Raw genomic sequence first — 26,277 nt, 5'->3', positions numbered from 1 at the left:
AAGTAACAACAGATAAAATTATGTAAATTTGCATGTTGTTTTACCTGACTAAAAATTGTCATGCTACTTAAACAATATTATTGAGTTTATAAACTGTAATTGAACTGAGAAAGAATTATGTCACAAACTATTTGGCAGGGAAGATGGGATGGAGATGAGCTCCTTTATCACAGAATTTTTCAAAGAGTAAAAATCGAAAATGATTACGATGTTATTTCTACTAATGATTTCGTTTTACATGGTTTCGCAGTAGAAGAAGGAGTAAAAAGGAATAAAGGAAGATTAGGGGCTAAAGATGCTCCGGATGTGATCAGGAAAAATATGTCTAATTTTCCGGTTATTCTCCCTGACTTTTCATTATTGGATTTTGGAAATATAACCTGTGATGATACCCATCTTGAAAAGACCCAACAGGCTCTTGCTAAAAATGTATCCAAAGTTTTACTGAAAGGTGGAAAATCTCTTGTCATTGGTGGGGGACATGAATTGACTTATGCTCATTACTTAGGGGTAAAGACAGCATTTCCTGAACAGAAAATAGGGATTATTAATATTGATGCTCATTTCGACAATCGACAGCCGGAAGATGGAGTAGGAGCAAGCTCCGGAACTGGATTCTGGCAGATCGCTCAGGAAGGTGATATCCATTCGTTACATATCGGGATACAAAGGAATTCGAATACCTTAAAGCTATTTGATACAGCCCATCAATATGGAATGAAATATATTCTGGCAGACGAACTGTTTTTTGAAAATCTTCCATCCATATACCAACGAATCACTGATCTTTTAGATGAGGTCGATGTTGTCTATCTTACCATTTGTATGGATGTATTTAATGCATCTATAGCTCCGGGAGTTTCTGCTTCAGCATACAATGGTATTTTTGCAGATGCTGCTTTTATGCATTTGTATAGGCATATTTTAAAAAGTGAAAAACTTGTTGCACTAGATGTGGCAGAAGTTAATCCTCTTTACGATATCCAGGACAGAACAGCGAGATTGGCTGCAAGTCTGATCAATGAGTGGTTTATGGTATAACAAAAAAATATATTCTTTTAATAGAGAAAATCATTATTTTATTTAACCTAAAGGAACAAAGTTTGTTGCTTTCATCCATGCTTTATCAATAAAAGCATTCTAATTCAAATTTTGAATTTGAAACAAAAATTACATTATGGAACAATCAATTGAAAATAAACTTATTATTGCGGATAAGGCTTTTTCAGAATGGAAAAAAGTGCCCTTTGAAGAAAGGCAAAAATTAATTGCAAAAGCTGCTGAAATTTTAAAGGCTAATTCAGAGAAATTTGGAAGAATCATCACTACTGAGATGAACAAACCGATCTCGGAATCAATAGCTGAGGTGGAGAAGTGTGCTTTAATGATGAATTATTATGCAGATGCTGAGAATATTTTAAAACCTGAAAAAGTTGAATCTGAATTTGCTTATTCTGAAGTTCATTTTGTTCCGAAAGGGGTAATTTTAGGCGTTATGCCTTGGAACTTTCCTTTTTGGCAAGTATTGAGATTTGCTGTTCCTGCCATTTTAGCGGGAAATACGATCGTGTTGAAACATGCCTCGATTTGTTTTGGAAGTGGAAATGCAATAGAAAATGTTCTTTTGGAAGCAGGTTTCCCGGAAGGTGTTTTCCAGAATTTAGAAGTAGGACATAAGGTGGTAAAAGAAATTCTTGAGCATGATGTTGTAAAAGGAGTGAGCCTGACAGGCAGTGGAAAAGCAGGAGGAGAAGTGGCTTCGATAGCTGGTTTAAATATCAAAAAATCCTTACTTGAATTGGGAGGAAGTGATGCTTTTATCATTTTTGATGATGCGGACCAGGAGGAAGCTGCAAAAGCAGGAGTGAAGTCCAGACTTCAAAACTGTGGACAAACTTGTACTGCAGCAAAGAGATTTATCATTGACGAAAAAATTGAAGGCGATTTTTTACCTAAATTCATAGAAGAATATAAAAAATATGAAATTGGAGATCCTTTAGATAAAGAGACTAAATTAGCCGGAATGGCAAGAGCCGACTTAGCTGATGAGTTGGAAGCTCAATTCAATAGAGCATTGGAAAATGGAGCAGAAATTATCATTCCGTTGGAGAGAATTTCAGACAATGAATTCAAACCTGGATTAATTAGAGTACAGAAAGGGAATCCGGTTTTAAAAGAAGAGCTTTTCGGACCTCTGGGTATGATTATGATTGCTAAAAATGATGAAGAAGCATTAGAGATCGCCAATGATATTCCCTTTGGACTTTCAAATTCTGTCTGGACCAAAGATAAAGCCCGACAATTATTCTTTATTGAAAACCTGGAATCGGGAACAGTGAACATCAATAGAATGACGAGCTCTGATCCACGTTTTCCTTTTGGAGGGAGCAAAGCATCAGGATATGGAACCGAACTTTCTCTGATTGCCCTGAAAGAGTTTGTAACCTCTAAGACTATTGTAGGGAATTGATTTTTTGTACAATGTAAAAAGTAAAATGTATTAATGATTTTAATACTGAAAATAAAAAAACTCCTGAAATCTTCAGGAGTTTTTTTGTATTTCAATTTGAAAAGCTGTTTCGCCGTTTTGCGATTTCGCTTTTACACTTTATTAAACTGTCGTCAATCTCAGCGTATTCGTTTTTCCTCCTTCATAAGATGGAGTTGCATTGATATTAATTACAAAATCTCCACTTTCAATGTATCCATAGTTATGCGTTAGCATATTAACCTGAATAATTGTTTCGTCAGTTGATTTGTTCATGTCATAATAATAAGCGTGAACACCCCATAGAAGGTTAAGCATAGTAATTACTCTCTTATTACCACTATAAACGATGATGTGAGAGTTTGGTCTGTGTGCTGCAAGCTGGAAAGCTGTATAACCAGAATGCGTTAAAGTAACAATAGCAGTAACGTTTGTTGTTTTAGCAATTCTCACTGCTGCCAAACATACTCTGTTGGTAATAAACCTCTCATCAATACAGTTGTAGTCTTTTTCAATAGGCTCGTTCTTGTGCTGGTAGAAATTAGTCTTTTCTATGTTCTGAACGATTTTTGCCATATTTTCAACTACCTGAATCGGATATCTTCCCACAGAAGTTTCTCCGGAAAGCATTACCGCATCGGCACCGTCCAATACAGAGTTTGCTACGTCATTTACTTCAGCTCTCGTTGGAGTTAAGCTATTGATCATAGTTTCCATCATTTGAGTAGCAATGATGACAGGTTTTGAATAGAATCTTGCTTTCTCAACCAGGTTCTTTTGGATTGCCGGAACTTCTTCCATAGGAACTTCCACTCCAAGGTCTCCACGCGCAACCATCAATCCGTCGCACTCTAGTAAGATCTCGTCAATATTTTTTACGCCTTCAGGCTTTTCTATTTTAGCAATAATTGGTGTTTTGAACTTACCGTTCGGGTGCTTTTTAATAAGCTCCTTTAGATCGATAATATCCTGAGCATGGCGAACGAATGAAAGAGCGATCCAGTCTACCTCCATATCCATCATGAAGTTAGCATCCTGAATGTCTTTTTCCGTCAAAGCAGGAAGAGAAACATTAGTATTCGGTAGGTTTACTCCTTTTTTAGAACTTAGTGGTCCCCCTTGGATTGTTTTGGCTTTTACTGTATCTTTTTCATTGGTTTCAATAACCTCCAGAACAAGCTTGCCATCGTCAATAAGGATTCTTTCACCAGCTTTTACATCCTGAGGAAATTGCTGGTAAGTCATGTATACTTTTGTAGAATCACCTTCAATCTTTTCATTCGTGAATGTCAAGATATCTCCAGGATTAAGATATGATCCCTCTTTTACGACTCCTACTCTTAATTTAGGACCTTGTAAGTCTCCTAAGATACTTACAGAATATCCATGTTCCTTATTGAGTTCTCTGATGATCTCAATATTGGTTCGAACTAAGTCATAATCTGCATGTGAAAAATTTATTCTAAAAACGTCTACACCTGCTTTCATAAGTCCTAACATGACTTCTTTAGATGATGATGCAGGGCCAAGCGTTGCGATAATTTTTGTCTTCTTTAAATACTTATTCATAATACTGGATAATTTGATAAAGTTCCTCTTCAGAACTTAGTGTATAATCTTGAATTGGAAACACAAGATTTTCAGGGAGCAAAATTACGGAAAAATCAGGAAATTGTTCCGAACTATGCAGAATATATTCTACATCTACCTGATTATTTAATAAAAATTTAATATTCTCTTCTTCTGAGAAGAGCTCGGTTTGTATTTTTTTCTGTTTACTTTCACAGGATTTATTAGAAATGAAAGTGAAGTAAGTCTTTGTAAACTTGTGATAGGCCTCAAATCTTGAGAAATAATAATCATAATAAGACCCATGAAAGATGAGATCATCTATTCTAGAAAACTTAAGATCGTTAATTTGATTTATTTTGAAAAAAAACTCATGATCGAATACATTCTTTGCTAATCTTACCAATCCGATGGCAATATCTTCAAATTCTATATCGTCTAAATCATAAAGTTTTTGAATTTCCAAGTATGTTTTCTTTTTTGTTTAAAATATAGAATGCCCGTTGTGCAGCTTTTTCTTCTGCTTTCTTTTTTGAAGTTTCAGTGGCGTTAGCAATTCTGTCATCTCCCAGCCAGACATGGCATCGAAATACAATCGACTTGTTCACCTGAATTTCTTCACAGGTTTCATATTTTATATTTACTTTTTTCTTCTGACTCCATTCCAGGAGAAGACCTTTGTAACTTACAATTTTATTTTCGAGCTTGTTGATTTCGGAGGGCGTTAAAAGTCGTTCCAAAATGATCTTTTTACAAGTATCATATTGAAAGTCTAAGTAAACAGCACCAATTAATGCCTCAAATAAATTGCCAGAGATATTCTCACCTAAAGCTACAGAATTTTGTTTTATTAAAAGATCCGTAAGCTTTAAATCTTCCCCTAATTTATTAAGATTTTTCCTATTAACAATCTTAGATTTCATTTGTGTTAAATATCCTTCGTTAGCTTGAGGATATGTCTGGAACAAATGACAAGAAATAATTGTACCCAAAACAGAATCTCCCAAAAATTCAAGCCTTTCATAATTGCTGTCTTGATTTTTAGAAGAAGTTTTCAAAGAAAAAGCTTCACGGTAAAGAGCAACATTTTGTATCTCAGAACCCAGCATCTTGTTTAGCTCGGTACTGAGAAAATAATCTCTCTCCGTTAATTTTCTTTTTCTTTGTTTGAGAAGGAATTTAGAAAAGTATTTCTGTAACTCCATTCAGTAAATTTAGATTTTCATAAATAGAACGCAAGCATTGTGCCCGCCAAATCCAAAAGTATTGCTCATGGCTACTTTTACATCTTTTTTCACAGCTTCATTAAATGTAAAATTAAGTCTGCTGTCAATATTTTCATCATCAGTAAAATGATTAATAGTAGGAGGAACAGTACCATGAATAATAGTTCCTAAAGCAGCAATAGCCTCAATAACTCCAGCTGCACCCAGAAGGTGTCCGGTCATTGATTTTGTAGAATTGATCTGAATGTCGTAAGCGTGCTCGCCTAATAATTTTGAAATTGCATTAGATTCTGCAATGTCTCCTAATGGAGTAGATGTACCATGCATATTGATGTGATCTACTTCATCAGCAGTTAACCCTGCATCTTCTAAACAACTTTTCATTACCAGATAAGCTCCTAAACCTTCAGGATGAGGTGCTGTCATGTGATGTGCATCTGCACTTAGACCACCACCTTTTAATTCTGCATAAATTGTTGCGCCCCTTTTTACTGCATGCTCATATTCTTCAAGAACGATACAACCCGCTCCTTCACCTAATACAAAGCCATCTCTGTCTTTATCAAAAGGTCTGGAAGCTGTTTTTGGATCATCATTTCTTGTAGAAAGTGCCATCATAGCATTAAATCCGCCAACACCACTTGCTGTAACAGCAGCTTCAGAACCACCACATACAATAACGTCTGCTTTTCCAAGTTGGATAAGCATTTTAGAATCTATTATTGCATTTGCGGAAGAAGCACAAGCAGATACTGTTGTGTAATTAGGTCCGTGGAAACCATACTCGATAGAGATATGTCCAGGAGTAATATCCGCGATCATTTTTGGAATAAAGAATGGGTTGAATCTTGGAATATCCGTATTTGCCCATCCTAAAACTTCTGTTTCAAAAGTCTCTAAACCTCCGATCCCGGAACCCCAGATTACCCCAACTCTGTTTTTATCAACAGAATCTTCAATAATTCTGGAATGCTCTACAGCTTCTCTTGCAGCTACAAGCCCCAGTTGAGTATTTCGGTCCATTTTCTTTGCTTCTTTCTTGTCGAAATGTTGCAATGGATCGAAATTCTTGACTTCGCAAGCGAATTTTGTCTTGAAATTTGTGGCATCAAAAAGAGTAATCGGAGCTGCACCGCTCTCACCTTTAACAAGATTTTCCCAGTATTCCTTCGCATTATTTCCAATCGGTGTTATTGCTCCAAAACCGGTTACAACTACTCTTTTTAATTCCATAAATTTTTTAAATTTTCCTTTTGTTGAAGAATATTATTTATTTACTACTTCTTCGATATAAGCGATAGCGTGACCTACAGTAGTAATTTTTTCAGCTTGATCATCAGGGATTTGAATATTAAATTCTTTTTCAAACTCCATGATAAGTTCAACTGTATCCAGTGAATCAGCTCCTAAATCGTTAGTGAAGCTAGCTTCAGGAGTTACTTCTGTTTCTTCAACGTCAAGCTTATCAGCGATGATAGCTTTTACTCTTGATGCAATGTCTGACATAGTAAATTATTTTTTTAATTGTTAGATGCTGCAAATATATAAAATTCTTTACGATAAAACATTTTTTTAGTCTTTTTTGTGGGTAGACTATCCGTATTTTATCAGGATGGGATTTAGTGTTTTCGTTTTCAGGTATTTATAATTTGTATGTGTAGCAGAAGATGAAATTAATCATAAGATGAGCAGGATGGTTTAGAACTGTATTTAAATGTTCACAGCTGGATTTGATGCTTAGAACCATATTTTTAACTCTTTTTTGTGATGCTTGTGAGTTGATATACTATTTTTTTGAGCTATTGGTGTTTATTTCTATAATTACCCGGGCTTGTCCCTTTGATCTTTTTAAATACCCGATTGTAGTATGGAATGTCATTAAAACCTGAAGCAATACAGATTTCTTTTACAGATAATCTGGTCTTTACTAGCATTTGACAAGACGATTCGATGCGAAACTCAGTTAAATAGGTGAAAAAAGATTTACCGGTCATTCTTTTAAAGAAGACACAGAATGATGATTTTTGCATTCCCATTGATTTTGAGACTTCTTCAAGGGTAATGTTACTTTGGAAATTACTTAGAATATAAAGATGTATTTTCTGTAGTTTCTTTTCCTTTTTACTTTCAATGACAGGTCTTCCTACGATTCGCATTTCTTTGCCGTAAGAAATCAGCTCCAATATTTTAATGAAGGAAGAAATTCGTTCAATACCATTCTGATTGATCATTGAAGTCAGTAAAATCTGTAGTTTTTGTAAAGGTTCTCCGGTAAAAGAAACTGCATTTTCACTGTTTTGAAGTTCAGAAATAGCTACAGAAAGTTCTGGGAAAATTTGGATGCAGTTTTTCAGAAACTCATTTTCAAAAACGATAGTTATATTTTCAATTTTTCCGTGACTATCATGAACAGATTTATCAAATGACCAGCAATGAGAGATATTAGGAGGAATCAATATGATCTCACCTTCTGAAAAATTTTCCACAACATCTCCAATAACCCTGATGCCGCTTCCGGTTATAATATATGACAGCTCCCATGTTTGTTGTTGATGAAGCGGAACCTGTTGATTCCATTGGATATGGACATGATCAAAATGAAAGCTTTTTGTTTTGATGTTTGGATAATATTTTAAATTTTGTTTCATTTTAATAGAAGGAATGTCAGTTTGGCAAATATAAGACAATGATAAAAAAATATAGAACAAGTATTTTAAACTATGAACCTATATTTTTGTTTAAAATTTTTAATCTACATATGAATTCATCCTTGCCTATTTCTTCTTCTAAACCTCATTACGAAATTCTTGATGGATTGCGTGGGGTGGCTGCCATTATGGTGGTATTCTTTCATGTTTTTGAGGTCTTCTCCAATGGAGATCATACGAAACAGATTATTAATCATGGTTATTTAGCAGTCGATTTTTTCTTTATGCTATCAGGATATGTAATCAGTTATGCCTATGATAACTGTTGGGGGCAAATGACATTGAAAGATTTTTTTGTCAGACGTTTAATAAGATTGCAACCCATGATTATTATTGGTTCACTGGTGGGAACTACTTTGTTTTATTTTCAACAGACAGAAGGTTTAGGGTGGAGTGGAATTTCAACGACGCCTGTTTGGAAGTTATTATTGGTCATGGTTATAGGGATGACGGTAATTCCGGTTGGAAAAGGACTTGATATCAGAGGTTGGAATGAAATGCACCCGCTAAATGGCCCGGCATGGTCATTATTTTATGAATACATTGCTAATATTTTCTATGCTTTGATTTTGCGAAAAATTTCAAAAGTGGTCTTGGGAGTTCTGGTTTTAATTTCGGCAGGATTTACATTGTATTATGCATTCACCAATTCGAATGGTGATATGATTGGAGGCTGGTCTATTGATGATGCTAACCAATTGAGAATTGGTTTTACGAGGTTGGCTTTCCCTTTTTTGATGGGGATACTTTTAGCAAGAACTATTCAATTAAAATTGACGAAAAATGCTTTCTTTACAACAAGTATTTTACTCATTACCATATTTGCTGTTCCACGATTGGGAGGCAGTGATGGGCATTGGCAAAATGCTTTATATGAATGTTTCGTATTGATGATTTTATTTCCAGTGATTATTTTACTCGGCGCCGGAGGAAAAATTGTAAATAAAAAAACAAATCAATTCTGTAAATGGTTGGGTGATATTTCATATCCTATTTATATTACCCATTTTCCGTTAGCGTATACTTACTATGCCTGGGTTGCGAATGGAAAACATACTTTGGCAGATTCTCAGTCCTGGATTTTCGGTCTTTTGACTGTAGCCATTTCTATTATCATGGCTTATGTGTATATGAGATGGTATGATGTTCCGGTACGTAAATGGCTTGCGAAAAAGTTTCAGTAATTGTGATTTAGTATTTAAGTAATGGACATATTTTTCTAAAAAATAAAACTCCTTGTAAATCAACGTTTACAAGGAGTTTATATTTAGTGGAGTTGGAGGGATTCGAACCCTCGTCCAAACAAGCAATACATAAGCTTTCTACATGCTTATTCTACCATTGGTTTTCGACTGAAAGCAGAGGATAGACACCCAACTTCCAGCTTATCTTCTAAGTTTTCGTGTTGTAGCCGAAGTTTCTACAACCTTATTTCCGCATTCCTATATCCCAGGATCAAACGCCGCAGAACAGAGCATTTGTGGAATATCTTGCTTCCTTACTAAAATCTTCGGGAAAGCGCTTGAATCTACTAAACTTCGATATTAAGCTGCAAGAGCGAACTCTTCGTTGCCAGTTAAAATTTTGTAGCAAGGGATTAAAGAGATCGCGCTACGGTTCTCTGCATGCTTACTTACCCATTGACCTTGCTGTCGAAACCAGTCAACCCCATAAATAAAGTGAATGCAAAATTACAACTTTTTGTTTACATACAGTTAACTTAACAAGTCTTTTATCATTAATTTGATGGATATGTTTGTTAATATAAAAGAAAAACCAAAGTGATTACTCTGGTTTTTTATAAATAAATATATAAAATTTAGAATTTAATATTGCTCAAATGCAAGGACGTACATTTCATTATCTACTCCAGCGCCATTCGCATAATTATTAAAACCATAGAAGTTTCCCGCTAACATATCATTGCTTCCAGGAATAACGCCATCTTTGGTGGAAATCTGGTATTGATAGCCCCATGAATTATTCCATGTACCGTTTGAAAGTGCTTGAGACCAGGTATTCCAGTTTGCAGAAGTGAAGGTGACAGATTGTTTTCCTCCTCCTGTACTATTTCCAAACCATAATTCGTTCGCGTAATACGTTACATCACCAGTAGGTGCAGAGAGTAATCGTACTTCGAGGCGCGTGGATCCGGATGTAGTGGCAAATCTGAATTCCAGATTCATGGAAGGTATTTTAAGAGTTGGCTTATTGTAACCGTTTGTATCGAGATTCCTTCCTCTGTATTTTATTTTAGTCAATATGGTGCCCTCAGTTTCTGAAACAACGTTAAGTTGTCCCCATTCTGTTCCATCATTGAGATATAATCCAGGGCTTACATCATTGATCTTACTTGTATTGTAAACAATCATGCCTTCTACATGAGCAGACATTGGAGAAGGAGAGGAGGTAGAAGTTAGAGCTATTCTTGGTGGAAGAAATCCTTTGCTGGTAGACGTAACATCTAACACTGAATTTGAATTTGGAGAAGTAGTATTAATGCCAACCTGCGCACGTGCGCTGATAGAAAAAGAAAATGTAAGAACTGAAGCTAAAGCGCTTAGAAAAAGATAATTTTTCATGTGTTTTGGTATTTAAATTAATGTATATGAAATAATATATCCCAAATGTATGAAAAATGTATGTTATTCAAAACAAGTGTTATTTTTAAATTAAAAAGAAATATCTTTTGCGTATTAAGAAAAAAATATTTATTTTTGCAATCCAAAATGAGATGTAATATATGTTAATAATTCCTGTAAAAGATGGTGAATCCATCGATAGAGCGCTAAAAAAATATAAAAGAAAATTTGATAAAACTGGAACAGTTCGTCAATTAAGATCGAGACAACAGTTTATTAAGCCTTCTGTAACTTTGAGACAAGCTAGATTAAAAGCGGCTTACAAACAAAGAGCGTTAAGCAAAGAAGAACAAGCTTAAGAAATTTTTCTTAAACAAATATTAAATTCACTTCTTAAATATACTTATATTTGAGGAGTGAATTTTTTATATTTACACCAGATGTGATGCTGAATAAATTTTTGGAATATTTAGAGTTCGAAAAGAGGTATTCACCTCATACTATAACAAGTTATAAAAAAGATCTTGAAGATTTTTCTTATTTCTTTCTCAAAACAGAATCTTCCGAAGATATTTCTAAAGCTGATAAAAAGGTTATCCGGAATTTTATCGTCGAATTAAGCGAAAACAATATTTCCAAAAGGAGTATCAATAGAAAACTTTCCTCACTTCGTAGCTTTTATCTTTTTCTTTTAAAGATCGGTGAAATAAAAGTTTCACCCACAGAAAGTATTTCTTCTCTTAAATTTTATGCCGAAAAACAGACTCCAATTTCCCAAGAGGAAATGCAAGTGCTTGATAATGCTTTTTTTGAGCAAGGGCATGATGTTTTAGACCACTGTATTATTGAGGTTTTATATCAGACAGGTATTCGTAAGGCTGAGCTTTGTGGCTTGATATTTGAGAATGTAAATCTAGGTGGAAATGAGTTGAAAATTATAGGTAAGGGGAATAAAGAAAGATATGTTCCCATATCTGATGACTTATCCATTTTACTTAGGAGTTATTTGGAATTAAGAAAACCTGTTGAAGAACATCAATCCTATTTTTTCGTTAATAAGAAAGGTAAAAAACTAACGGAAAAGTTTGTTTATGTACTCGTAAATAAGTACCTTAGTCTTATAACTTCTAAGCAAAAAAGAAGTCCTCACATTCTGAGACATAGCTTTGCTACACACGTTTTGGATAATGGGGCAGAGATCTCTAAAGTGAAAAAGATATTAGGCCATTCCAGTCTTGCTAGTACTCAAGTATATACGAATGCTAATATTGAACAATTGAAAAAAGTGTTTAATCAGGCTCATCCTCGAGCATCTAAAAAAGAAGAATTATGAAGATCACAGTACAATCAATTGGTTTAACTCCGCACGAACCATTGGAATCACACATCGAAAAAAAAGTAAGCAAACTTGAAACGTTTTATGACAAAATTCACGAGTGTAAAATCTTCCTGAAGGTTGAAAATAATTCGGACAAATTGAACAAAACTACCGAGATAATACTAGCGGTTCCAGGTGACGATATTGTTGTAAAAAAGACAGCTGTAAGTTTTGAAGAGAGTTTGGATCTATGTGTTGATACTGCTAAGAAGCTATTAATCAAGAAAAAAGAAACAGCATAGAAAAAACTTTGAAAAAAGTTAAGTAAAAATTTGAGAATTCAAAAAATCCGTCCTATATTTGCACTCGCAAAAAGGGAACAGTGATCTTTTGAATTCTTTTTAATTAATGCCTCCATAGCTCAGTTGGCCAGAGCACGTGATTTGTAATCTCGGGGTCGTGGGTTCGAATCCCTCTGGAGGCTCATTTAATATAAACTAGGGAAGATTCCAGAGTGGCTAAATGGGACTGACTGTAACTCAGTTGCTTCGGCTTCGCAGGTTCGAATCCTGCTCTTCCCACTGTTTATATTGAAAATAAAACTTGCAAGTTTAAAAGTGTTTTTGTAGATTTGCAGGGCGTTTACCAATAATTTTGGAAACAAAATTGCGGAAGTAGCTCAGTTGGTAGAGCGTCAGCCTTCCAAGCTGAATGTCGCGGGTTCGACCCCCGTCTTCCGCTCAGTAAAATCACACCATTAGGGGTGATTTTTTTTAAACCTGATACAGCTTAAGATAGATTGCCTTCCGATAGCTTCAGATCATTTTAAATTGCCTCCATAGCTCAGTTGGCCAGAGCACGTGATTTGTAATCTCGGGGTCGTGGGTTCGAATCCCTCTGGAGGCTCAATTTAATATAAACATGAGGGAAGATTCCAGAGTGGCTAAATGGGACTGACTGTAACTCAGTTGCTTCGGCTTCGCAGGTTCGAATCCTGCTCTTCCCACATTTTATATTAGAAAAAAAAGTTGCAGATTTAAAAGCTTTTTTATAGATTTGCACAGCGTTTACCAATAGTTTTGGAAACAAAATTGCGGAAGTAGCTCAGTTGGTAGAGCGTCAGCCTTCCAAGCTGAATGTCGCGGGTTCGACCCCCGTCTTCCGCTCAAAGAAAATCACGCTTTAAAGTGTGATTTTTTTGCTTAATGCCGACTTAGCTCAGCGGTAGAGTGCTTCCTTGGTAAGGAAGAGGTCACGGGTTCAAGTCCCGTAGTTGGCTCTGGCTTTGATCCCGAATTGATTTCGGGATTTTTTATTTATAATCATGATGTCGGAAATAAGTTTTCCTTTTTCTTTCTTTGCATTTCCATATACATTGAATTATTTTAATTAAAAATCATAAAAATTTCGTTAAATTCGTATAAATAATTTTTGATGAATATACTTTTATTAGAAGACGATCTTATCCTCTCTGCCGAGCTTTGCAAGTTTTTGGAATCAAACCATTTTACTTGCGATAAAATTTATGATGGTGAGACGTTTCTTCGTCAGATAAAAAATAATTCTTATGATTTATATTTACTGGATATTAATGTTCCCAAGATAAATGGATTAGATGTCTGCCAGACCATTCGTTCTTTTGATAAAAATACACCTATCATCATTATTTCAGCTTACGGAGATCTCTCTGATAAAAAAGATGCTTTTACAAGATTAGCAGATGATTATCTGGTTAAACCTTTTCAATTCGAAGAATTGCTATTGCGTGTAAACTCTCTGTTAAGAAGAAAAATGCCTGCAGATACTTCTGATCAGGAAATTATTAGAATTGATGATTTGATCATCAATAAAACGGAACAGAAAGTGTTCCGGGCAGGAAATGAAATTACCCTTACATTGAAAGAATTCCAGTTATTGGCCTATCTCGCTGAGGCTCAGGGAAGGACTGTATCTAAACAACAAATTACAGAACATGTATGGGAACATAATTTTAATACGAATACGAATACAGTAGAAGTATATATCAATTTTTTAAGGAAGAAAATTGATAAAGATTTTAAAGTTAAACTTATTCATACCCGATCGGGATTTGGATATTATTTAAGCCCACTATAAATGTCATTAAAAAGGAAGATTGCTTTAAACTTAAGTATTGCCTTCTCATTACTTTTCGGTATTGTGATGATGATTATTTATATGTCTTTTAATGATTTCAGGAGAGACGAGTTTAAAGAAAGATTCAGACAAAGGCTTGAGTTTACCTCTCATTTTATTTCAGAGTCCAAAGACTTTGAAGAAGAAGCTCCGGTTTTCTTTAATGAAAATTCAGATAATATTCTTCTTAATGAAAAGATCTTGATTTTTAATGCTGAAAAAGAATTAATCTACAGTACTATAAAAGACCGTAATGTTACCTGGGACGCCGCTTTATTGAAAGAACTGGATCAAAGGAAAACGATCTATACTGAAAAGACAATTCCTGAAATATATGCAGCACTTAAAAACATAAAAGGAGAGAACTACTATATTCTTACAAGTGCCTACGATAGCAACGGAAAATCCAAACTATCTTATCTTAAATATCTGCTTGTTACCGCATATGTGATGAGTACCCTTCTTATCGGGCTTTTCAGTTATTATTTTATGGGACAGTTTCTTCGTCCGCTGGAAGACCTGAATAAGGAAATTTCTGAAGTTACTGCACATAAATTAACAACGCAGATCCCTGTACAGCCGTCACAGGATGAAATAAGCATTTTGGCGCAATCATTTAACACAATGATTGTGAGATTAAATGATGTTTTTCAATCTCAAAAAGACTTCACAGCGAGCGCTTCGCATGAAATACGAACGCCTATCACCAGGATGGCGTTCCAGTTGGAGAATCTGATCAAATTTGAGCAGCATTCTCCTGAGACCCTATCTTCATTAAAGCAGATTCAGAAAGATGTTTATCAGTTATCTGATCTGACCAATTCTTTATTGCTTCTGACTAAGTTTGACAAAGAGAACATTCAGACTTTGTATGAAGAAGTAAGAATCGATGAAGTTATATTCAGTTCCTTTGAAACAGTAGAAAAAAGTTATCCGGATCTGAAAATGGATTTTTTAATCTCTGAAGAAACTTCGGAGCAAGCACTATTAACCATAAAAGGAATACAATCATTGCTAGATATCGTGTTTATAAACCTGTTCAAAAATGCAGCGGTATATTCGGATAATACTGAAGTAGATGTTCTTATTACGGAGACTACTTCAGAACTGATGGTGGATGTTATTTCTAAAGGAAATACAATTTCGGAGGATGAACAGTCAAAACTATTTGACGCCTTTATGAGAGGAAATAACTCTCAGCATATTTCGGGCTCCGGATTGGGGCTTCGTATTGTAAAAAGAATTTTAGAATATCATGGCGCTGATATCATTTATTCTTCACCATTAGAAAATGTGAATAAATTCAGTGTTGTTTTTAGTAAAATTTAATATTTTTTTAAGGCTCATTTAAGTTCGTTTTAATCGTGTCTTAGCACTTTTGTTTTCATAAAATTGAAAGAATGAACAAAATTGCAGGACTGTTCGTTGTCATTTCCTCATTCATGACAGCACAACAGCAAATGTCACTTCTGGATTGCGAAAATGCTTTCCAGACGAACAACCTTCAGTTGCTCGCCCAGCAGTACAATATCAACATGGCAGATGCTGATATTTTACAGGCTAAGATCTGGGATCTTCCACAACTTAGTGGGCAGATCAATGCATATAATCCTGAAGGGAAAAAAGTGTTTGATATGGGGCATGCAAAAGGAGCACAAGTGACTCAACTCATTTACATGGGTGGAAAAAAGAAAAATGAGATTGCTTTTGCAAAATCCAATAAAGAACTGGCTCAACTTCAATTTTCTCAACTTTTAGTTGATCTTAAAACACAATTACACACCACATACTACAATCTTTATTTCCAAAAATTAAAACTGGAAAATACCAATAAGCAGCTGGGATACATGAAAGAACTTCTCAGTGCTTACAAGGTACAGTCTGCAAAAGGAAATGTCTCTCTTAAAGATGAAGTGAGATTACAGAGTATCGTTATCCAGCTAAACAACGATAAGGTAGAAATCAATAAGAATATTCTAGCGGTTGAACAGACTTTAAAGGTTTTAACAGGAGTTACAGACGATATAGAACCCCGGTTATCTGAATCTGAAGCTAAAGATGTCCTGGATACTCAACCTCTTGGGGATGAAGGAGAGCTGAAGAGAAAAGCATTGGAAAATAATGCGGACTATCTCTATAATGTAAAGCTGATTGATAATAGTAAGTTATTTGCTCAATGGCAGAAATCTTTAAATGTTCCGGATCTTAATGTAGGAGCCGGATGGGACCAGAATGGAGGGACATTTAAAAATGAAGTTAATTTAATGGTAGGTATTCCTTTGCCTTTGTGGAAAAGTAATCAGGGGAATGTTGAAAAAGCTAATTATGCGATACAGCAAAATCAGAAAAATGCAGACTATCAAAAACTCGATCTGGAAACCAAAGTTCAGTCTTCATACAGAACCTGGAAAAGCCAATATGAGCAGTTAGCAGAAATAAAATCCACAGATCTTAATAATCTGGATCTGGTGTACAATGGAATGCTGAAAAACTTCAGAAGTGGTAACGTAAGTCTTATTGAATTTACAGACTTCATGGAAAGCTACAGACAGACGGCCCTTCAAATCTATGATATGAAAAACGATATCATCCAATCGGCTGAACAACTTAATCAATTAGTACAAACTAAAATCTTCTATTAAAAAAATGAAAAAGTATATTATTGTTGCATTGGGAGTCATTTCGCTATCAGCTTGCTCTAAAAAAGAGGAAAAGAAAGTATCTCAACCTAAAGGATTTGAACTGAGCAATACAATGTTCAAGTCGATTTCTTTAGCAAAAGTTGAAAAGAAATATATCGTAGATGATTACAATTTTTATGGGAAGATATCTGCAGATAAAAATAGTTATATAGATGTGTATCCCTTAGTAGGAGGAAATGTTTTGAGTGTAAATGTTGAATTGGGAGATCATGTTACAAAGGGGCAGGTTTTGGCAACCATTAGGAGTACCGAGCTTGCTGAAGTGCAAAAAGATGTAAGTGATGCTAAAACAGACCTGGTAGTGGCTCAAAATAATGTACGTGTTGCAAAAGAAATGTATGAAGGAAAACTAAATACAGAAAGGGATGTTCTGGAAGCTAAAAGTCAATTACAGAAAGCACAAGACCAAATGCAGAGAGCAAATGCGGTGAGTACAGTATATAATGTGAAAAAAGGGAATATATATAGTGTTGTGGCGCCTATCAGCGGATATATTGTTCAAAAGAATATTAATAAAGACATGCAGTTGAGAGCTGATAGAAGTGATAATATTTTTGATGTGGCCAATACAACTAATGTCTGGGCAATTATGAACGTTAACGAATCTGATATTGATAAAATAAACCTTGGAATGAAGGCAGAGGTCTCTACACTTTCTTATCCGGATAAGATCTTTTATGGAAAAATTGATAAGATCTTTAAAATTATTGATCCACAAACCAATGCCATGCAGGCAAGGGTAGTTTTGGATAATGCAAACGGATTATTAATTCCTGATAGCAAAGCAACAATAAAAATTTCAAGTTCGGAAAATGATACAGCACTTACTGTTCCATCCAAAGCTGTAATTTTTGACGACAACAGAAGTTTTGTTGTGATTTATAAATCCAGGGCAGATCTAAAAGTTAAAGAAGTAAAAGTTCTTAAACAGGTAGGAGACGTTACGTATGTTTCTGAAGGCTTATCTGAGGGTGAACAAGTAATTACGAATAATCAGTTATTGATTTATCGTTCTTTAAATAACTAACCCGAGGTCCTTTAAACGACTTTTTTAAGTCATCAACTTAAACTATTATGAATAAATTCATTAAAAATATAATTGCTTTTTCACTTAAAAATAAAGCGTTCACTTTTATTTGGGTGGCAATTCTGGCAATTTCAGGTTTTATCAGTTTCAAAAATATGCCTATTGAAGCTTTCCCTGATGTTACCAACACCCAGATTGTAATCATTACACAATGGAATGGGCGAAGCGCAGAAGAAGTAGAGCGCTTCGTTACTACACCTATAGAATTAGCAATGAGTCCGGTTCAGAAAAAAACAAGTGTAAGAAGTACCACGATGTTTGGTCTTTCGATTGTGAAAATTCTGTTCGATGATGGGGTGGATGATACTTTTGCCAGAAATCAGGTCAATAACCAATTAAGAACTGTAAGCCTTCCTGATGATGTAGACCCAGAAGTACAACCACCTTACGGACCTACCGGAGAAATTTTCAGATATACGTTAGAGAGCAAAACAAAGGATTCCAGGGAGCTACTAACCTTACAGAACTGGGTTGTAGATAGAGCACTTCGGGGAGTGCCTGGTGTAGCAGATATCAATGTTTTTGGAGGACAGGATAAAGTTTTTGAATTGAGCATTGATCCAAGAGCTCTGGATAAATATAATCTGACTCCCCTTCAGGTATATGATGCCGTTACAAAAAGTAATTTAAATGTAGGTGGAGATGTAATCGAGAAAAATGGGCAAGCTTATGTAGTGCGGGGAATAGGTCTGGTAAAATCGATTGGGGATATTGGAAATATTACCATTGAAAATGACAGTGGAAATCCAGTACTCGTTAAGAATGTTGCTAATGTTCACGAAAGTTCAATGCCAAGAGTTGGACAGGCCGGATTAAATAATCATGAGGATACGGTAGAAGGAATAGTCGTAATGAGGAAAGGTGAGAATCCGCGGGAGGTCCTTGTAGGCGTAAAAGCTAAAATTAAGGAACTTAACGAAAAGATTCTTCCTAAGGATGTAAAGATGGTAACCTTCTATGATCGTGATAACCTGATGGATTTCACCACGGAGACGGTTATGCATAATTTACTCGAAGGAATAGTTCTCGTTACTGTAATGGTATTGATTTTCATGGCAGACTGGAGAACGACGTTAATTGTCTCCATCATTATTCCATTGTCATTATTATTTGCATTTCTATGTCTTAAACTATCGGGAATGAGTGCCAATTTACTTTCGCTTGGTGCTGTCGATTTCGGTATTATCATTGATGGAGCCGTCGTCATGGTGGAAGGCATTTTTGTAATGCTTGACCATAAGGCGAAAAAATATGGAATGGAAAAATTCAATAAGCTTGCGAAAGGTGGATGGATAAAACAAACCGGGACCGGCTTAGGAAAGGCTATATTCTTTTCAAAATTGATTATTATTACCTCTTTAATTCCTATTTTCTCATTTCAGAAAGTGGAAGGTAAAATGTTTTCACCTTTGGCCTTTACTCTCGGGTTTGCTTTAATGGGAGCGTTGATATTTACCTTGACACTGGTTCCTGTTCTTTCTCACATTCTTTTAAATAAAAATGTAAGAGAAAAGAACAATCCATTTGTTAATTTTTGGGATAGGGTTGTATTGAAAGGATTCAACTACACTTTTAGACACAAGAAAATAAGTTTAATTGTCGCAATTTCTTTTCTGGCAGTTACATTATTTTCCGGAAAGTTCTTAGGAACCGAATTTTTACCACAGCTCAACGAAGGATCCTTATGGATCACTGCTGAAATGCCTATGAGTTCCTCTTTGAAGGAATCCTTAAAAACAGCAGATCTTTTAAAGAAAGATATTATGAGTTTTTCTGAAGTTACTGATGTCCTTGCGCAAACAGGAAGAAGTAATGATGGAACAGACCCTAACGGCTTCGGATTTGTTCAGTTTGCCGTTAATCTAAAACCACGGGATGACTGGAAACGAAAGATTTCTTATGATGAATTGATCAAAGAGATTGATGATAAACTGAGAAATTACCAGGGAATTACATTTAATTATTCACAACCAATTTCCGATAACGTTGCAGAAGCTGTAGCGGGTTTCAAGGCCGAAAATGGGATTAAAATTTACGGAGATAATCTTCAGACTTTGGATCGTTTAGCTGAAGAAGTTTTAAAAGAAATCAAAAATGTAGATGGAGTTAAAGATCCCGGAATTATCAAAAATATTGGTCAGCCAGAAGTAAGTGTAGTCCTTGATCGGGATAAAATGGCTGCTTATGGGGTAATGCCAGCAGATGCACAGGCAGTTCTGGAGATGGCTTTTGGAGGTAAGACAGCATCTGAAATGTTTGATGGAGAACGCAAATTTCCAATAAGGTTACGGTATTCTCAGGAGTACAGAAAAGATGAAAATGATATTGCCTCCCTGATGGTTCCTACTCAAGATGGTACGAAAATACCATTAAAGGAAATAAGTAATATTGTAAAAGATAATGGTGCTGCCTTTATCTATAGGGATGACATTAAAAGATACATTGGTGTGAAGTTTTCTATCAGGGATCGTGATTTGGGAAGTACAATCGCTGATGCGCAGAAAAAAGTTGCTAAAATCGAACTTCCTGATGGATATTCTATTGGATGGACAGGTCAGTTTGAGAACCAGCAAAGAGCATCACATCGATTGGCACAAGTTGTTCCAGTAAGTATTTTGATGATTTTCTTTTTATTATTTATCCTTTTTGGAAATATGAAAGATTCACTTTTAGTATTGGCTAATGTACCATTTGCATTGATCGGTGGAATTATTGCCCTCCATGTAACAAGAATGAATTTCGGGATATCGGCGGGGGTTGGAATGATTGCACTTTTGGGAATCTGTATCCAGAATGGGGTAATTCTGATCACAGAGTTCCATCAGAATATTAAAAATGGATTGAAACTGGACGATGCCATACTAACCGGTGTGAAATCACGAACAAGACCCGTAATCATGACAGCATTAATGGCTTCCATAGGACTTTTACCAGCTGCCTTATCCACGGGTATCGGCTCTGAATCACAAAAGCCATTGGCAATCGTAATTATTGGAGGATTAATAACGGCAACAGTCCTTACATTGCTTATTTTCCCTATTATTTTCTGGATTTTTAATAGAACTAGAAAATCAGAACCTATGTAATGTGTGCCCTTTCATTAATAAGAATCAAAGCCTGGAAATCAATCAATTTCCAGGCTTTGATCAATAAATAGTATTATTTCTATGGGCGCTTCAAATGTTGAACTCTCTTTTAATGATCATGAATTTGAAAAATAAATTATATTTGCAAACAAAGTAATCCTTTCCCAGGCTTAAAACACAATGAAAATCCCAATATGAAACGCTATAAGAACAGTGTACTTCTCCTATTTGCATGTCTTTGTATAATACTACCCTTGCAATTGTTTTTTAAAATTAGTTTAGAAGAAACCTATCCATCATTCAATTTTCCCGGATTTGCTTCGCTGCCCATTAAAGAAGAAAGATATATTGCTTTTACCAAGACTACCGCTCAGGTTTATTTTAAAGATGGAAGCGATACAATTCTCGCTAAGAATGATTATTTAGGAGAGAAAATCCCAAGAACCATACAAATTACGCTGATTAAAAATCTTCTTTTTCCCAAAGAGTATCCCATCCTTAACCAACGTGTCAATTCTTTACCTTCCTATAAAAAGAAATTGTATTTACTTAAAAAATCCATTCTAAATAGGAATATTAAGAAAGTAAACTTAGAAGAAAGTAAAACCTTTGTTATCAAAAAACTAAAAGAAAACTTTCCCAATAAGGAGGTTTCTCAAATTTTGGTTACGAATGAGAATACAGATTTTGATATAACAACAAAGCGATTGACTGACCGGGTAACAAAAGACACATTGATAGATTTCAAGTTCTAAGAAAACACTATGATTGAAAAAATAAAAAAACTGATCTTTACAAGCTATCATCCAAGTTATGAGTTTTTAGCTTTCTATAGAATATTTTTTTCTTTATACCTACTATGGATGGGCCTATCTAATGCAAATTGGGTATCTCGTATTCCTAATAGCGCCATGCACCCACCTATAAGTATTTTATCTTTTACAGATGCAGTACCTCCCGAGTGGTTTTTTAGTGGTTGTTATTACGGGATGTATCTATGTCTTTTGCTGATTTTAATAGGATTGAAACCCCGTGTATTTTCTATTTTATATATGATAATGTATATTATGACCAGTAATTATGCCTTTTCTTTTGGAAAAATAGATCACAGTTTTGTTTATGTACTTCCTATAATATTTATGGCTTTTTCGCCATGGAATACGACTTATAGCTTTTTTCCTGAACTAAAGAGAGAAACAGATGTGCTATCCAAATCATGGCCTATGTTTTTATTGAGTATGCTTCTGGGGTTTGGAATTTTTACGGCAGGTCTTGCTAAAATTTTAGGAGGGTGGCTTAATACGGATATGCAAAGTACCCAGGTATTCTTTTATCAATACAGATATGGAGTAGGGTGGCATGATTTGATGTCTGATTTCTACGATAAGATTAATTCTCAGTTTTTCTGGGAGATGCTGGATTATTGTACCGTGTTTTTTGAATCCATTTTTTTAGTAGCATTTTTAAAACCTAAATTTTTCAGATTTATGATATGGATTACTCTGTTCTTCCATTTAAATGTGCTATTGATGTTTAATATATCATTTACTTTTTCTATTGGATTCTATGCTTTATTTATTCCGACAGACTTGATACCATCAAACTTCAAAGCGAAATTTAAACATACATTACAAACGATATTTCAACCCAAATATAAAATCGTGGGTATTGTTTTTGTTATTTTATATCTCCTGCTTCTTATTATTTTTGATATCAACACCATAAACTATCTGATAAGTAAATTCTTTGAATTGTTTGAATCTCTATATGCTTTTCCTTTATTTGTTTTAGGAGGAGCTTTTCTTTTTGGAACTTATCTTTTTATAAGATCATTTAGAAAATACACTTCATAACCGGATATTATTTCATTGAAATAAATTAATCAAAACCTGAAAAATAATTGTTTTCAGGTTTTGTATTGTAAAAATAAATTTAAATACTTTTTTTGGAGTGTCTCAAAAGAGATATTTACCATAGATTTTTTACAATTTTATTGGGGAATTAATTATTTTCAATTTGCTATAATATTCAGAATTAATGAGATAGTTTGGATTTTTGAGAAAACGGCTGTAAGGATTTTCTCAATCAAGAAATTTGTGTAAATTTGCACTTCAATACATCGAAGTATATAAGGTTTGTAATTCTTTGGATTTGAATATTAAAATTTTTGAGAAAAAAGATTTTAGTATTTAAAAATTCATTATATTTGCACACCGAAAATTTGAATAAACAATAAATAAATAATTTAAATCATGGCAAAGGAAACGTTTAATCGTAACAAACCACACTTGAACATTGGTACTATTGGTCACGTTGACCATGGTAAAACTACACTTACAGCTGCTATTTCTGCTGTATTAGCTAGCAAAGGTCTTGCTGAGAAAAAAGACTTCTCTGCGATTGACTCTGCTCCAGAAGAAAAAGAAAGAGGGATCACTATTAATACTGCTCACATTGAGTACGAAACTGAAAATAGACACTATGCTCACGTTGACTGTCCAGGTCACGCCGACTATGTTAAGAACATGGTAACTGGTGCTGCTCAGATGGATGGAGCGATCGTAGTATGTGCTGCAACTGATGGGCCAATGCCTCAAACTAGAGAACATATCCTACTTTGCCGTCAGGTAAACGTACCTAGAATTGTTGTTTTCATGAACAAAGTTGACATGGTAGATGATGCTGAGTTATTAGAGCTTGTTGAAATGGAGCTTAGAGACTTATTATCTTCTTACGATTTCGACGGAGATAACTCTCCAGTAATTCAAGGTTCTGCATTAGGTGCACTTACTGCTGCTACTTCAACTCCTGTTAACACAGAAGATAAGTGGTTCAAAAGCGTAGAAGAATTGATGAATGCTGTTGATACTTGGATCGAGCAACCAACAAGAGATATGGATAAGCCATTCTTGATGCCTATCGAAGACGTATTCTCTATTACAGGTAGAGGTACTGTAGCAACTGGTAGAATCGAAGCTGGTGTTATCAACACTGGTGATCCAGTTGATATCGTAGGTATGGGTGACGAAAAATTAACTTCTACAATTACAGGAGTTGAGATGTTCAGAAAAATCCTTGACAGAGGTGAAGCTGGAGATAACGTAGGTCTATTGTTGAGAGGTATTGAAAAAACTGACATCAAGAGAGGTATGGTTATCGCTAAGAAAGACTCTGTGAAGCCACACAAAAAATTCAAAGCATCTGTTTATATCCTTTCTAAAGAAGAAGGTGGACGTCACACTCCATTCCACAACAAATACCGTCCTCAGTTCTACGTAAGAACTACTGACGTTACAGGTGAGATCTTCTTACCAGAAGGTGTAGAAATGGTAATGCCTGGTGATAACTTAGAGATCACTGTAGAATTACTACAACCAATCGCTCTTAACGTAGGTCTTAGATTTGCGATCAGAGAAGGAGGTAGAACAGTAGGTTCTGGTCAGGTTACTGAAATCTTAGACTAATCATCTTAAAATAAATAAAGCTTCCGAAAGGAACCTCTCGGAAGCTTTTATCTACGGGCATCGTCCAATGGTAGGATACCGGTCTCCAAAACCGTTGATCAGGGTTCGAATCCTTGTGCCCGTGCAAATAATAATTATGAGTTCATTTATCGATTTTTTAAAAGGTTCTTATAACGAATTCAGACATAAAGTTGAATGGCCAAAATGGGCTGATCTGCAATCATCTACAATAGTAGTAACAGTTGCAACAGTTATTCTGGCATTATTTACCTTTGGAGTTGACGAATTGTTTTCAAAAGCAATAAGCAACATAATAGGAATGCTAATTAACGTGTTCAACTAAAAAAGTATTTTCCCATAATGAGCGAATTGAAATGGTATGTGCTGAAAGCTATCAGCGGACAGGAAAATAAAGTGAAAAACTATATTGAGACAGAAATCAAACGTCTAGGCTTTGAGCAGTATGTTACTCAAGTGGTTATTCCTATGGAAAAGGTTATTCAACTAAGGAATGGTAAGAAAGTTCCTAAAGAAAGACCTTACTATCCTGGTTACTTAATGGTTGAAGCAGATTTAATGGGAGAGATACCTCACGTTATTAAGAACATTCCAGGTGTAATATCTTTCTTAAGTTTAACCAAAGGAGGAGATCCTGTACCGATGAGAAAATCTGAGGTGAACAGAATGCTTGGAAGAATGGATGAACTATCAGAATTTGCAACTGACCTTGAAATTCCATTTGTAGTGGGTGAAAACGTTAAAGTGATCGATGGTCCTTTCAACGGATTCAACGGAACAGTTGAAAAAATTCTTGAAGATAAGAAGAAGATTGAAGTTTCAGTTTTAATCTTTGGTAGAAAAACTCCAATGGAGTTAAGCTATATGCAAGTAGAAAAAGTATAAAAATACTTTCAGATAATATAAAAAACACTCTATATTTTATAGAGTGTTTTTTTTGCTTCAAACCGAAATTTATTTGTGTACGAATAATAAAATATTTTGTTTTAGAATGTTTTTTGTTATTTAATTTTTGCCGTGTGAAGGCTTGTTTCCGCTAGTAATTTAATTAGAACGAAATTTTTAGATAAAAAAATATTTTATGTCTGGCATGTTTCTTGTAAACTATATGCTCAGAAAACATAAATGAGTTCTAATATTCTGATTTTTAATCTTATACCAAGATTAAAATACATGCTTTGGGATTCTTATGATGCTATTTTAAAACACAGAATTTAAACACTATTTCAATGACAAAAATTATTTCGGTAGTACTTTGTACAAGTACTATTGCACTGATGAATGCTCAGGTTACTGGTAAAGTTGGTATTAATACTAAAACGCCTGAAAAAGAACTATCCGTAAACGGGACAATGAAAACGTCTGGTATGTTTTTTAAAGATCCAATCGAAAAGCTAGGTTCTAATGAAAACTACACCTTTATCATTAAATCACCTGCTCCTGAAAACAAAATTACCGCTTATAACGATTCTTTTGTACCCAATTCTCCTGCACCCATTAACCTTATTCAATATAAGATAACTTGTGATCCAAGCGATAAAGACTGGGTAAATCAATACGACACAAAAATTAACTCTGATAAGTTTCTTGTTGTTATTTCTTCATTTGGATTTACGCAGCCTGTAAGAACAAATAGTCCGGATTGGATAACACCAGTACCTCAAATTTATGCTTATTATAATTCAGGAACCTGGAAATTGAAAGCAGACTATCAGGGTTTTGCTCCGGCTGCTAATTTACCTGCGGGAGTATGGACGCTCAATTTATTAGTATTCGATAGAGCTTACGCAAAAGAAATCAATAAAACACAAGCGATGGCCGCTTCCACTACTGGTGCTGCAGCCTCTCCTTTAATTCAATAAAAAACATTCACAT

24 protein-coding genes, 8 tRNA genes and 1 other RNA gene are annotated in these 26,277 nt (G+C 34.9%); 25 read left to right on the top strand and 8 right to left on the bottom strand.

Going from position 1 to position 26,277, the window contains the following annotated elements; genetic code table 11:
• The first annotated feature begins 117 nt into the window (after window positions 1-117).
• The gene (hutG, locus tag JHL15_RS20340) at window positions 118-1,041 is read left to right on the top strand and encodes a formimidoylglutamase (RefSeq protein WP_200248823.1); all 924 of its coding nucleotides are present in this window, start codon (window positions 118-120) and stop codon (window positions 1,039-1,041) included.
• A 136-nt stretch (window positions 1,042-1,177) separates the two neighbouring features.
• Window positions 1,178-2,470, top strand: a complete 1,293-nt coding sequence (locus JHL15_RS20335) for an aldehyde dehydrogenase family protein (RefSeq protein ID WP_200248821.1) — start codon at window positions 1,178-1,180, stop codon at window positions 2,468-2,470.
• Between the two features lie 141 nt (window positions 2,471-2,611).
• Here JHL15_RS20335 and pyk read toward each other — a convergent pair whose 3' ends face one another.
• The 6 genes from pyk to JHL15_RS20305 all read right to left on the bottom strand — a co-directional run bounded on the left by pyk (window position 2,612) and on the right by JHL15_RS20305 (window position 7,931).
• On the bottom strand, window positions 2,612-4,057 hold the full coding sequence (pyk, locus tag JHL15_RS20330) for a pyruvate kinase (protein WP_200248820.1): 1,446 nt from the start codon (window positions 4,055-4,057) through the stop codon (window positions 2,612-2,614).
• Window positions 4,050-4,523, bottom strand: coding sequence for an IPExxxVDY family protein (locus JHL15_RS20325; protein WP_200248818.1), 474 nt, complete (start codon window positions 4,521-4,523; stop codon window positions 4,050-4,052). Before JHL15_RS20325 ends, pyk begins: the two co-directional genes overlap by 8 nt.
• Window positions 4,501-5,262, bottom strand: a complete 762-nt coding sequence (gene rnc, locus JHL15_RS20320) for a ribonuclease III (protein ID WP_200248815.1) — start codon at window positions 5,260-5,262, stop codon at window positions 4,501-4,503. The genes JHL15_RS20325 and rnc overlap by 23 nt, the downstream gene beginning before the upstream one ends.
• A gap of 9 nt (window positions 5,263-5,271) precedes the next feature.
• The gene (gene fabF / locus JHL15_RS20315; RefSeq protein ID WP_200248811.1) at window positions 5,272-6,516 is read right to left on the bottom strand and encodes a beta-ketoacyl-ACP synthase II; all 1,245 of its coding nucleotides are present in this window, start codon (window positions 6,514-6,516) and stop codon (window positions 5,272-5,274) included.
• 33 nt (window positions 6,517-6,549) lie between these two features.
• Entirely contained in the window at window positions 6,550-6,789 is a 240-nt protein-coding gene (locus JHL15_RS20310) for an acyl carrier protein (protein WP_002976354.1), read from the bottom strand.
• Between the two features lie 293 nt (window positions 6,790-7,082).
• A complete protein-coding gene (locus tag JHL15_RS20305; protein ID WP_200248807.1) occupies window positions 7,083-7,931 on the bottom strand; it encodes an AraC family transcriptional regulator in 849 nt (282 codons plus the stop codon).
• Between the two features lie 110 nt (window positions 7,932-8,041).
• On the opposite strand from JHL15_RS20305, the gene JHL15_RS20300 reads away from it, so the two are divergent.
• Window positions 8,042-9,175, top strand: a complete 1,134-nt coding sequence (locus JHL15_RS20300; RefSeq protein ID WP_200248805.1) for an acyltransferase family protein — start codon at window positions 8,042-8,044, stop codon at window positions 9,173-9,175.
• Between the two features lie 84 nt (window positions 9,176-9,259).
• Here JHL15_RS20300 and ssrA read toward each other — a convergent pair.
• Window positions 9,260-9,661: a transfer-messenger RNA gene (gene ssrA, locus JHL15_RS20295) on the bottom strand.
• 156 nt (window positions 9,662-9,817) lie between these two features.
• Entirely contained in the window at window positions 9,818-10,573 is a 756-nt protein-coding gene (locus JHL15_RS20290) for a hypothetical protein (RefSeq protein WP_200248803.1), read from the bottom strand.
• Between the two features lie 161 nt (window positions 10,574-10,734).
• Here JHL15_RS20290 and rpsU point away from each other — a divergent pair, with 161 nt between their 5' ends.
• The 22 genes from rpsU to JHL15_RS20180 all read left to right on the top strand — a co-directional run bounded on the left by rpsU (window position 10,735) and on the right by JHL15_RS20180 (window position 26,264).
• Entirely contained in the window at window positions 10,735-10,932 is a 198-nt protein-coding gene (rpsU, locus tag JHL15_RS20285; RefSeq protein ID WP_034693154.1) for a 30S ribosomal protein S21, read from the top strand.
• Window positions 10,933-11,018: 86 nt separating this feature from the next.
• Window positions 11,019-11,906 carry a tyrosine-type recombinase/integrase gene (locus JHL15_RS20280; protein ID WP_200248801.1) on the top strand — a complete coding sequence of 296 codons (888 nt, stop codon included), beginning with the start codon at window positions 11,019-11,021 and terminating at the stop codon, window positions 11,904-11,906.
• On the top strand, window positions 11,903-12,193 hold the full coding sequence (locus tag JHL15_RS20275) for an HPF/RaiA family ribosome-associated protein (protein ID WP_200248799.1): 291 nt from the start codon (window positions 11,903-11,905) through the stop codon (window positions 12,191-12,193). The genes JHL15_RS20280 and JHL15_RS20275 overlap by 4 nt, the downstream gene beginning before the upstream one ends.
• A 108-nt stretch (window positions 12,194-12,301) precedes the next feature.
• A tRNA-Thr gene (locus tag JHL15_RS20270) sits at window positions 12,302-12,375 on the top strand.
• 16 nt (window positions 12,376-12,391) lie between these two features.
• A tRNA-Tyr gene (locus JHL15_RS20265) sits at window positions 12,392-12,472 on the top strand.
• An 87-nt stretch (window positions 12,473-12,559) separates the two neighbouring features.
• A tRNA-Gly gene (locus tag JHL15_RS20260) sits at window positions 12,560-12,632 on the top strand.
• A gap of 91 nt (window positions 12,633-12,723) precedes the next feature.
• Window positions 12,724-12,797: transfer RNA gene (locus JHL15_RS20255), tRNA-Thr, on the top strand.
• A 19-nt stretch (window positions 12,798-12,816) separates the two neighbouring features.
• Window positions 12,817-12,897: transfer RNA gene (locus JHL15_RS20250), tRNA-Tyr, on the top strand.
• 87 nt (window positions 12,898-12,984) lie between these two features.
• A tRNA-Gly gene (locus JHL15_RS20245) sits at window positions 12,985-13,057 on the top strand.
• Between the two features lie 41 nt (window positions 13,058-13,098).
• Window positions 13,099-13,170: transfer RNA gene (locus JHL15_RS20240), tRNA-Thr, on the top strand.
• A 155-nt stretch (window positions 13,171-13,325) separates the two neighbouring features.
• Entirely contained in the window at window positions 13,326-14,006 is a 681-nt protein-coding gene (locus JHL15_RS20235; RefSeq protein WP_200248797.1) for a response regulator transcription factor, read from the top strand.
• The gene (locus JHL15_RS20230) at window positions 14,007-15,374 is read left to right on the top strand and encodes an ATP-binding protein (protein ID WP_200248795.1); all 1,368 of its coding nucleotides are present in this window, start codon (window positions 14,007-14,009) and stop codon (window positions 15,372-15,374) included.
• A 71-nt stretch (window positions 15,375-15,445) separates the two neighbouring features.
• Window positions 15,446-16,687, top strand: a complete 1,242-nt coding sequence (locus JHL15_RS20225) for a TolC family protein (RefSeq protein ID WP_200248794.1) — start codon at window positions 15,446-15,448, stop codon at window positions 16,685-16,687.
• Between the two features lie 4 nt (window positions 16,688-16,691).
• Window positions 16,692-17,774: an efflux RND transporter periplasmic adaptor subunit gene (locus JHL15_RS20220; RefSeq protein WP_200248793.1), complete on the top strand. Its 1,083-nt coding sequence runs from the start codon at window positions 16,692-16,694 to the stop codon at window positions 17,772-17,774.
• 47 nt (window positions 17,775-17,821) lie between these two features.
• Complete coding sequence (locus tag JHL15_RS20215) at window positions 17,822-20,920, top strand: efflux RND transporter permease subunit (RefSeq protein WP_200248791.1); 3,099 nt, start codon at window positions 17,822-17,824, stop codon at window positions 20,918-20,920.
• Between the two features lie 194 nt (window positions 20,921-21,114).
• Window positions 21,115-21,675, top strand: coding sequence for a hypothetical protein (locus tag JHL15_RS20210; protein WP_200248789.1), 561 nt, complete (start codon window positions 21,115-21,117; stop codon window positions 21,673-21,675).
• Window positions 21,676-21,684: 9 nt separating this feature from the next.
• Window positions 21,685-22,773 carry an HTTM domain-containing protein gene (locus JHL15_RS20205; RefSeq protein WP_200248787.1) on the top strand — a complete coding sequence of 363 codons (1,089 nt, stop codon included), beginning with the start codon at window positions 21,685-21,687 and terminating at the stop codon, window positions 22,771-22,773.
• A gap of 399 nt (window positions 22,774-23,172) precedes the next feature.
• Entirely contained in the window at window positions 23,173-24,384 is a 1,212-nt protein-coding gene (gene tuf / locus JHL15_RS20200) for an elongation factor Tu (RefSeq protein ID WP_200248784.1), read from the top strand.
• A gap of 53 nt (window positions 24,385-24,437) precedes the next feature.
• A tRNA-Trp gene (locus JHL15_RS20195) sits at window positions 24,438-24,508 on the top strand.
• 12 nt (window positions 24,509-24,520) lie between these two features.
• Window positions 24,521-24,727: a preprotein translocase subunit SecE gene (secE, locus tag JHL15_RS20190; protein ID WP_200248780.1), complete on the top strand. Its 207-nt coding sequence runs from the start codon at window positions 24,521-24,523 to the stop codon at window positions 24,725-24,727.
• Window positions 24,728-24,744: 17 nt separating this feature from the next.
• Window positions 24,745-25,287 carry a transcription termination/antitermination protein NusG gene (gene nusG / locus JHL15_RS20185; protein ID WP_200248777.1) on the top strand — a complete coding sequence of 181 codons (543 nt, stop codon included), beginning with the start codon at window positions 24,745-24,747 and terminating at the stop codon, window positions 25,285-25,287.
• 344 nt (window positions 25,288-25,631) lie between these two features.
• Complete coding sequence (locus tag JHL15_RS20180) at window positions 25,632-26,264, top strand: hypothetical protein (protein WP_200248773.1); 633 nt, start codon at window positions 25,632-25,634, stop codon at window positions 26,262-26,264.
• Window positions 26,265-26,277: the final 13 nt, after the last annotated feature.

This window comes from Chryseobacterium paridis (assembly GCF_016595215.1).
GTDB lineage: Bacteria > Bacteroidota > Bacteroidia > Flavobacteriales > Weeksellaceae > Chryseobacterium > Chryseobacterium paridis.
This window is presented reverse-complemented; position numbering and strand designations above follow the sequence as displayed.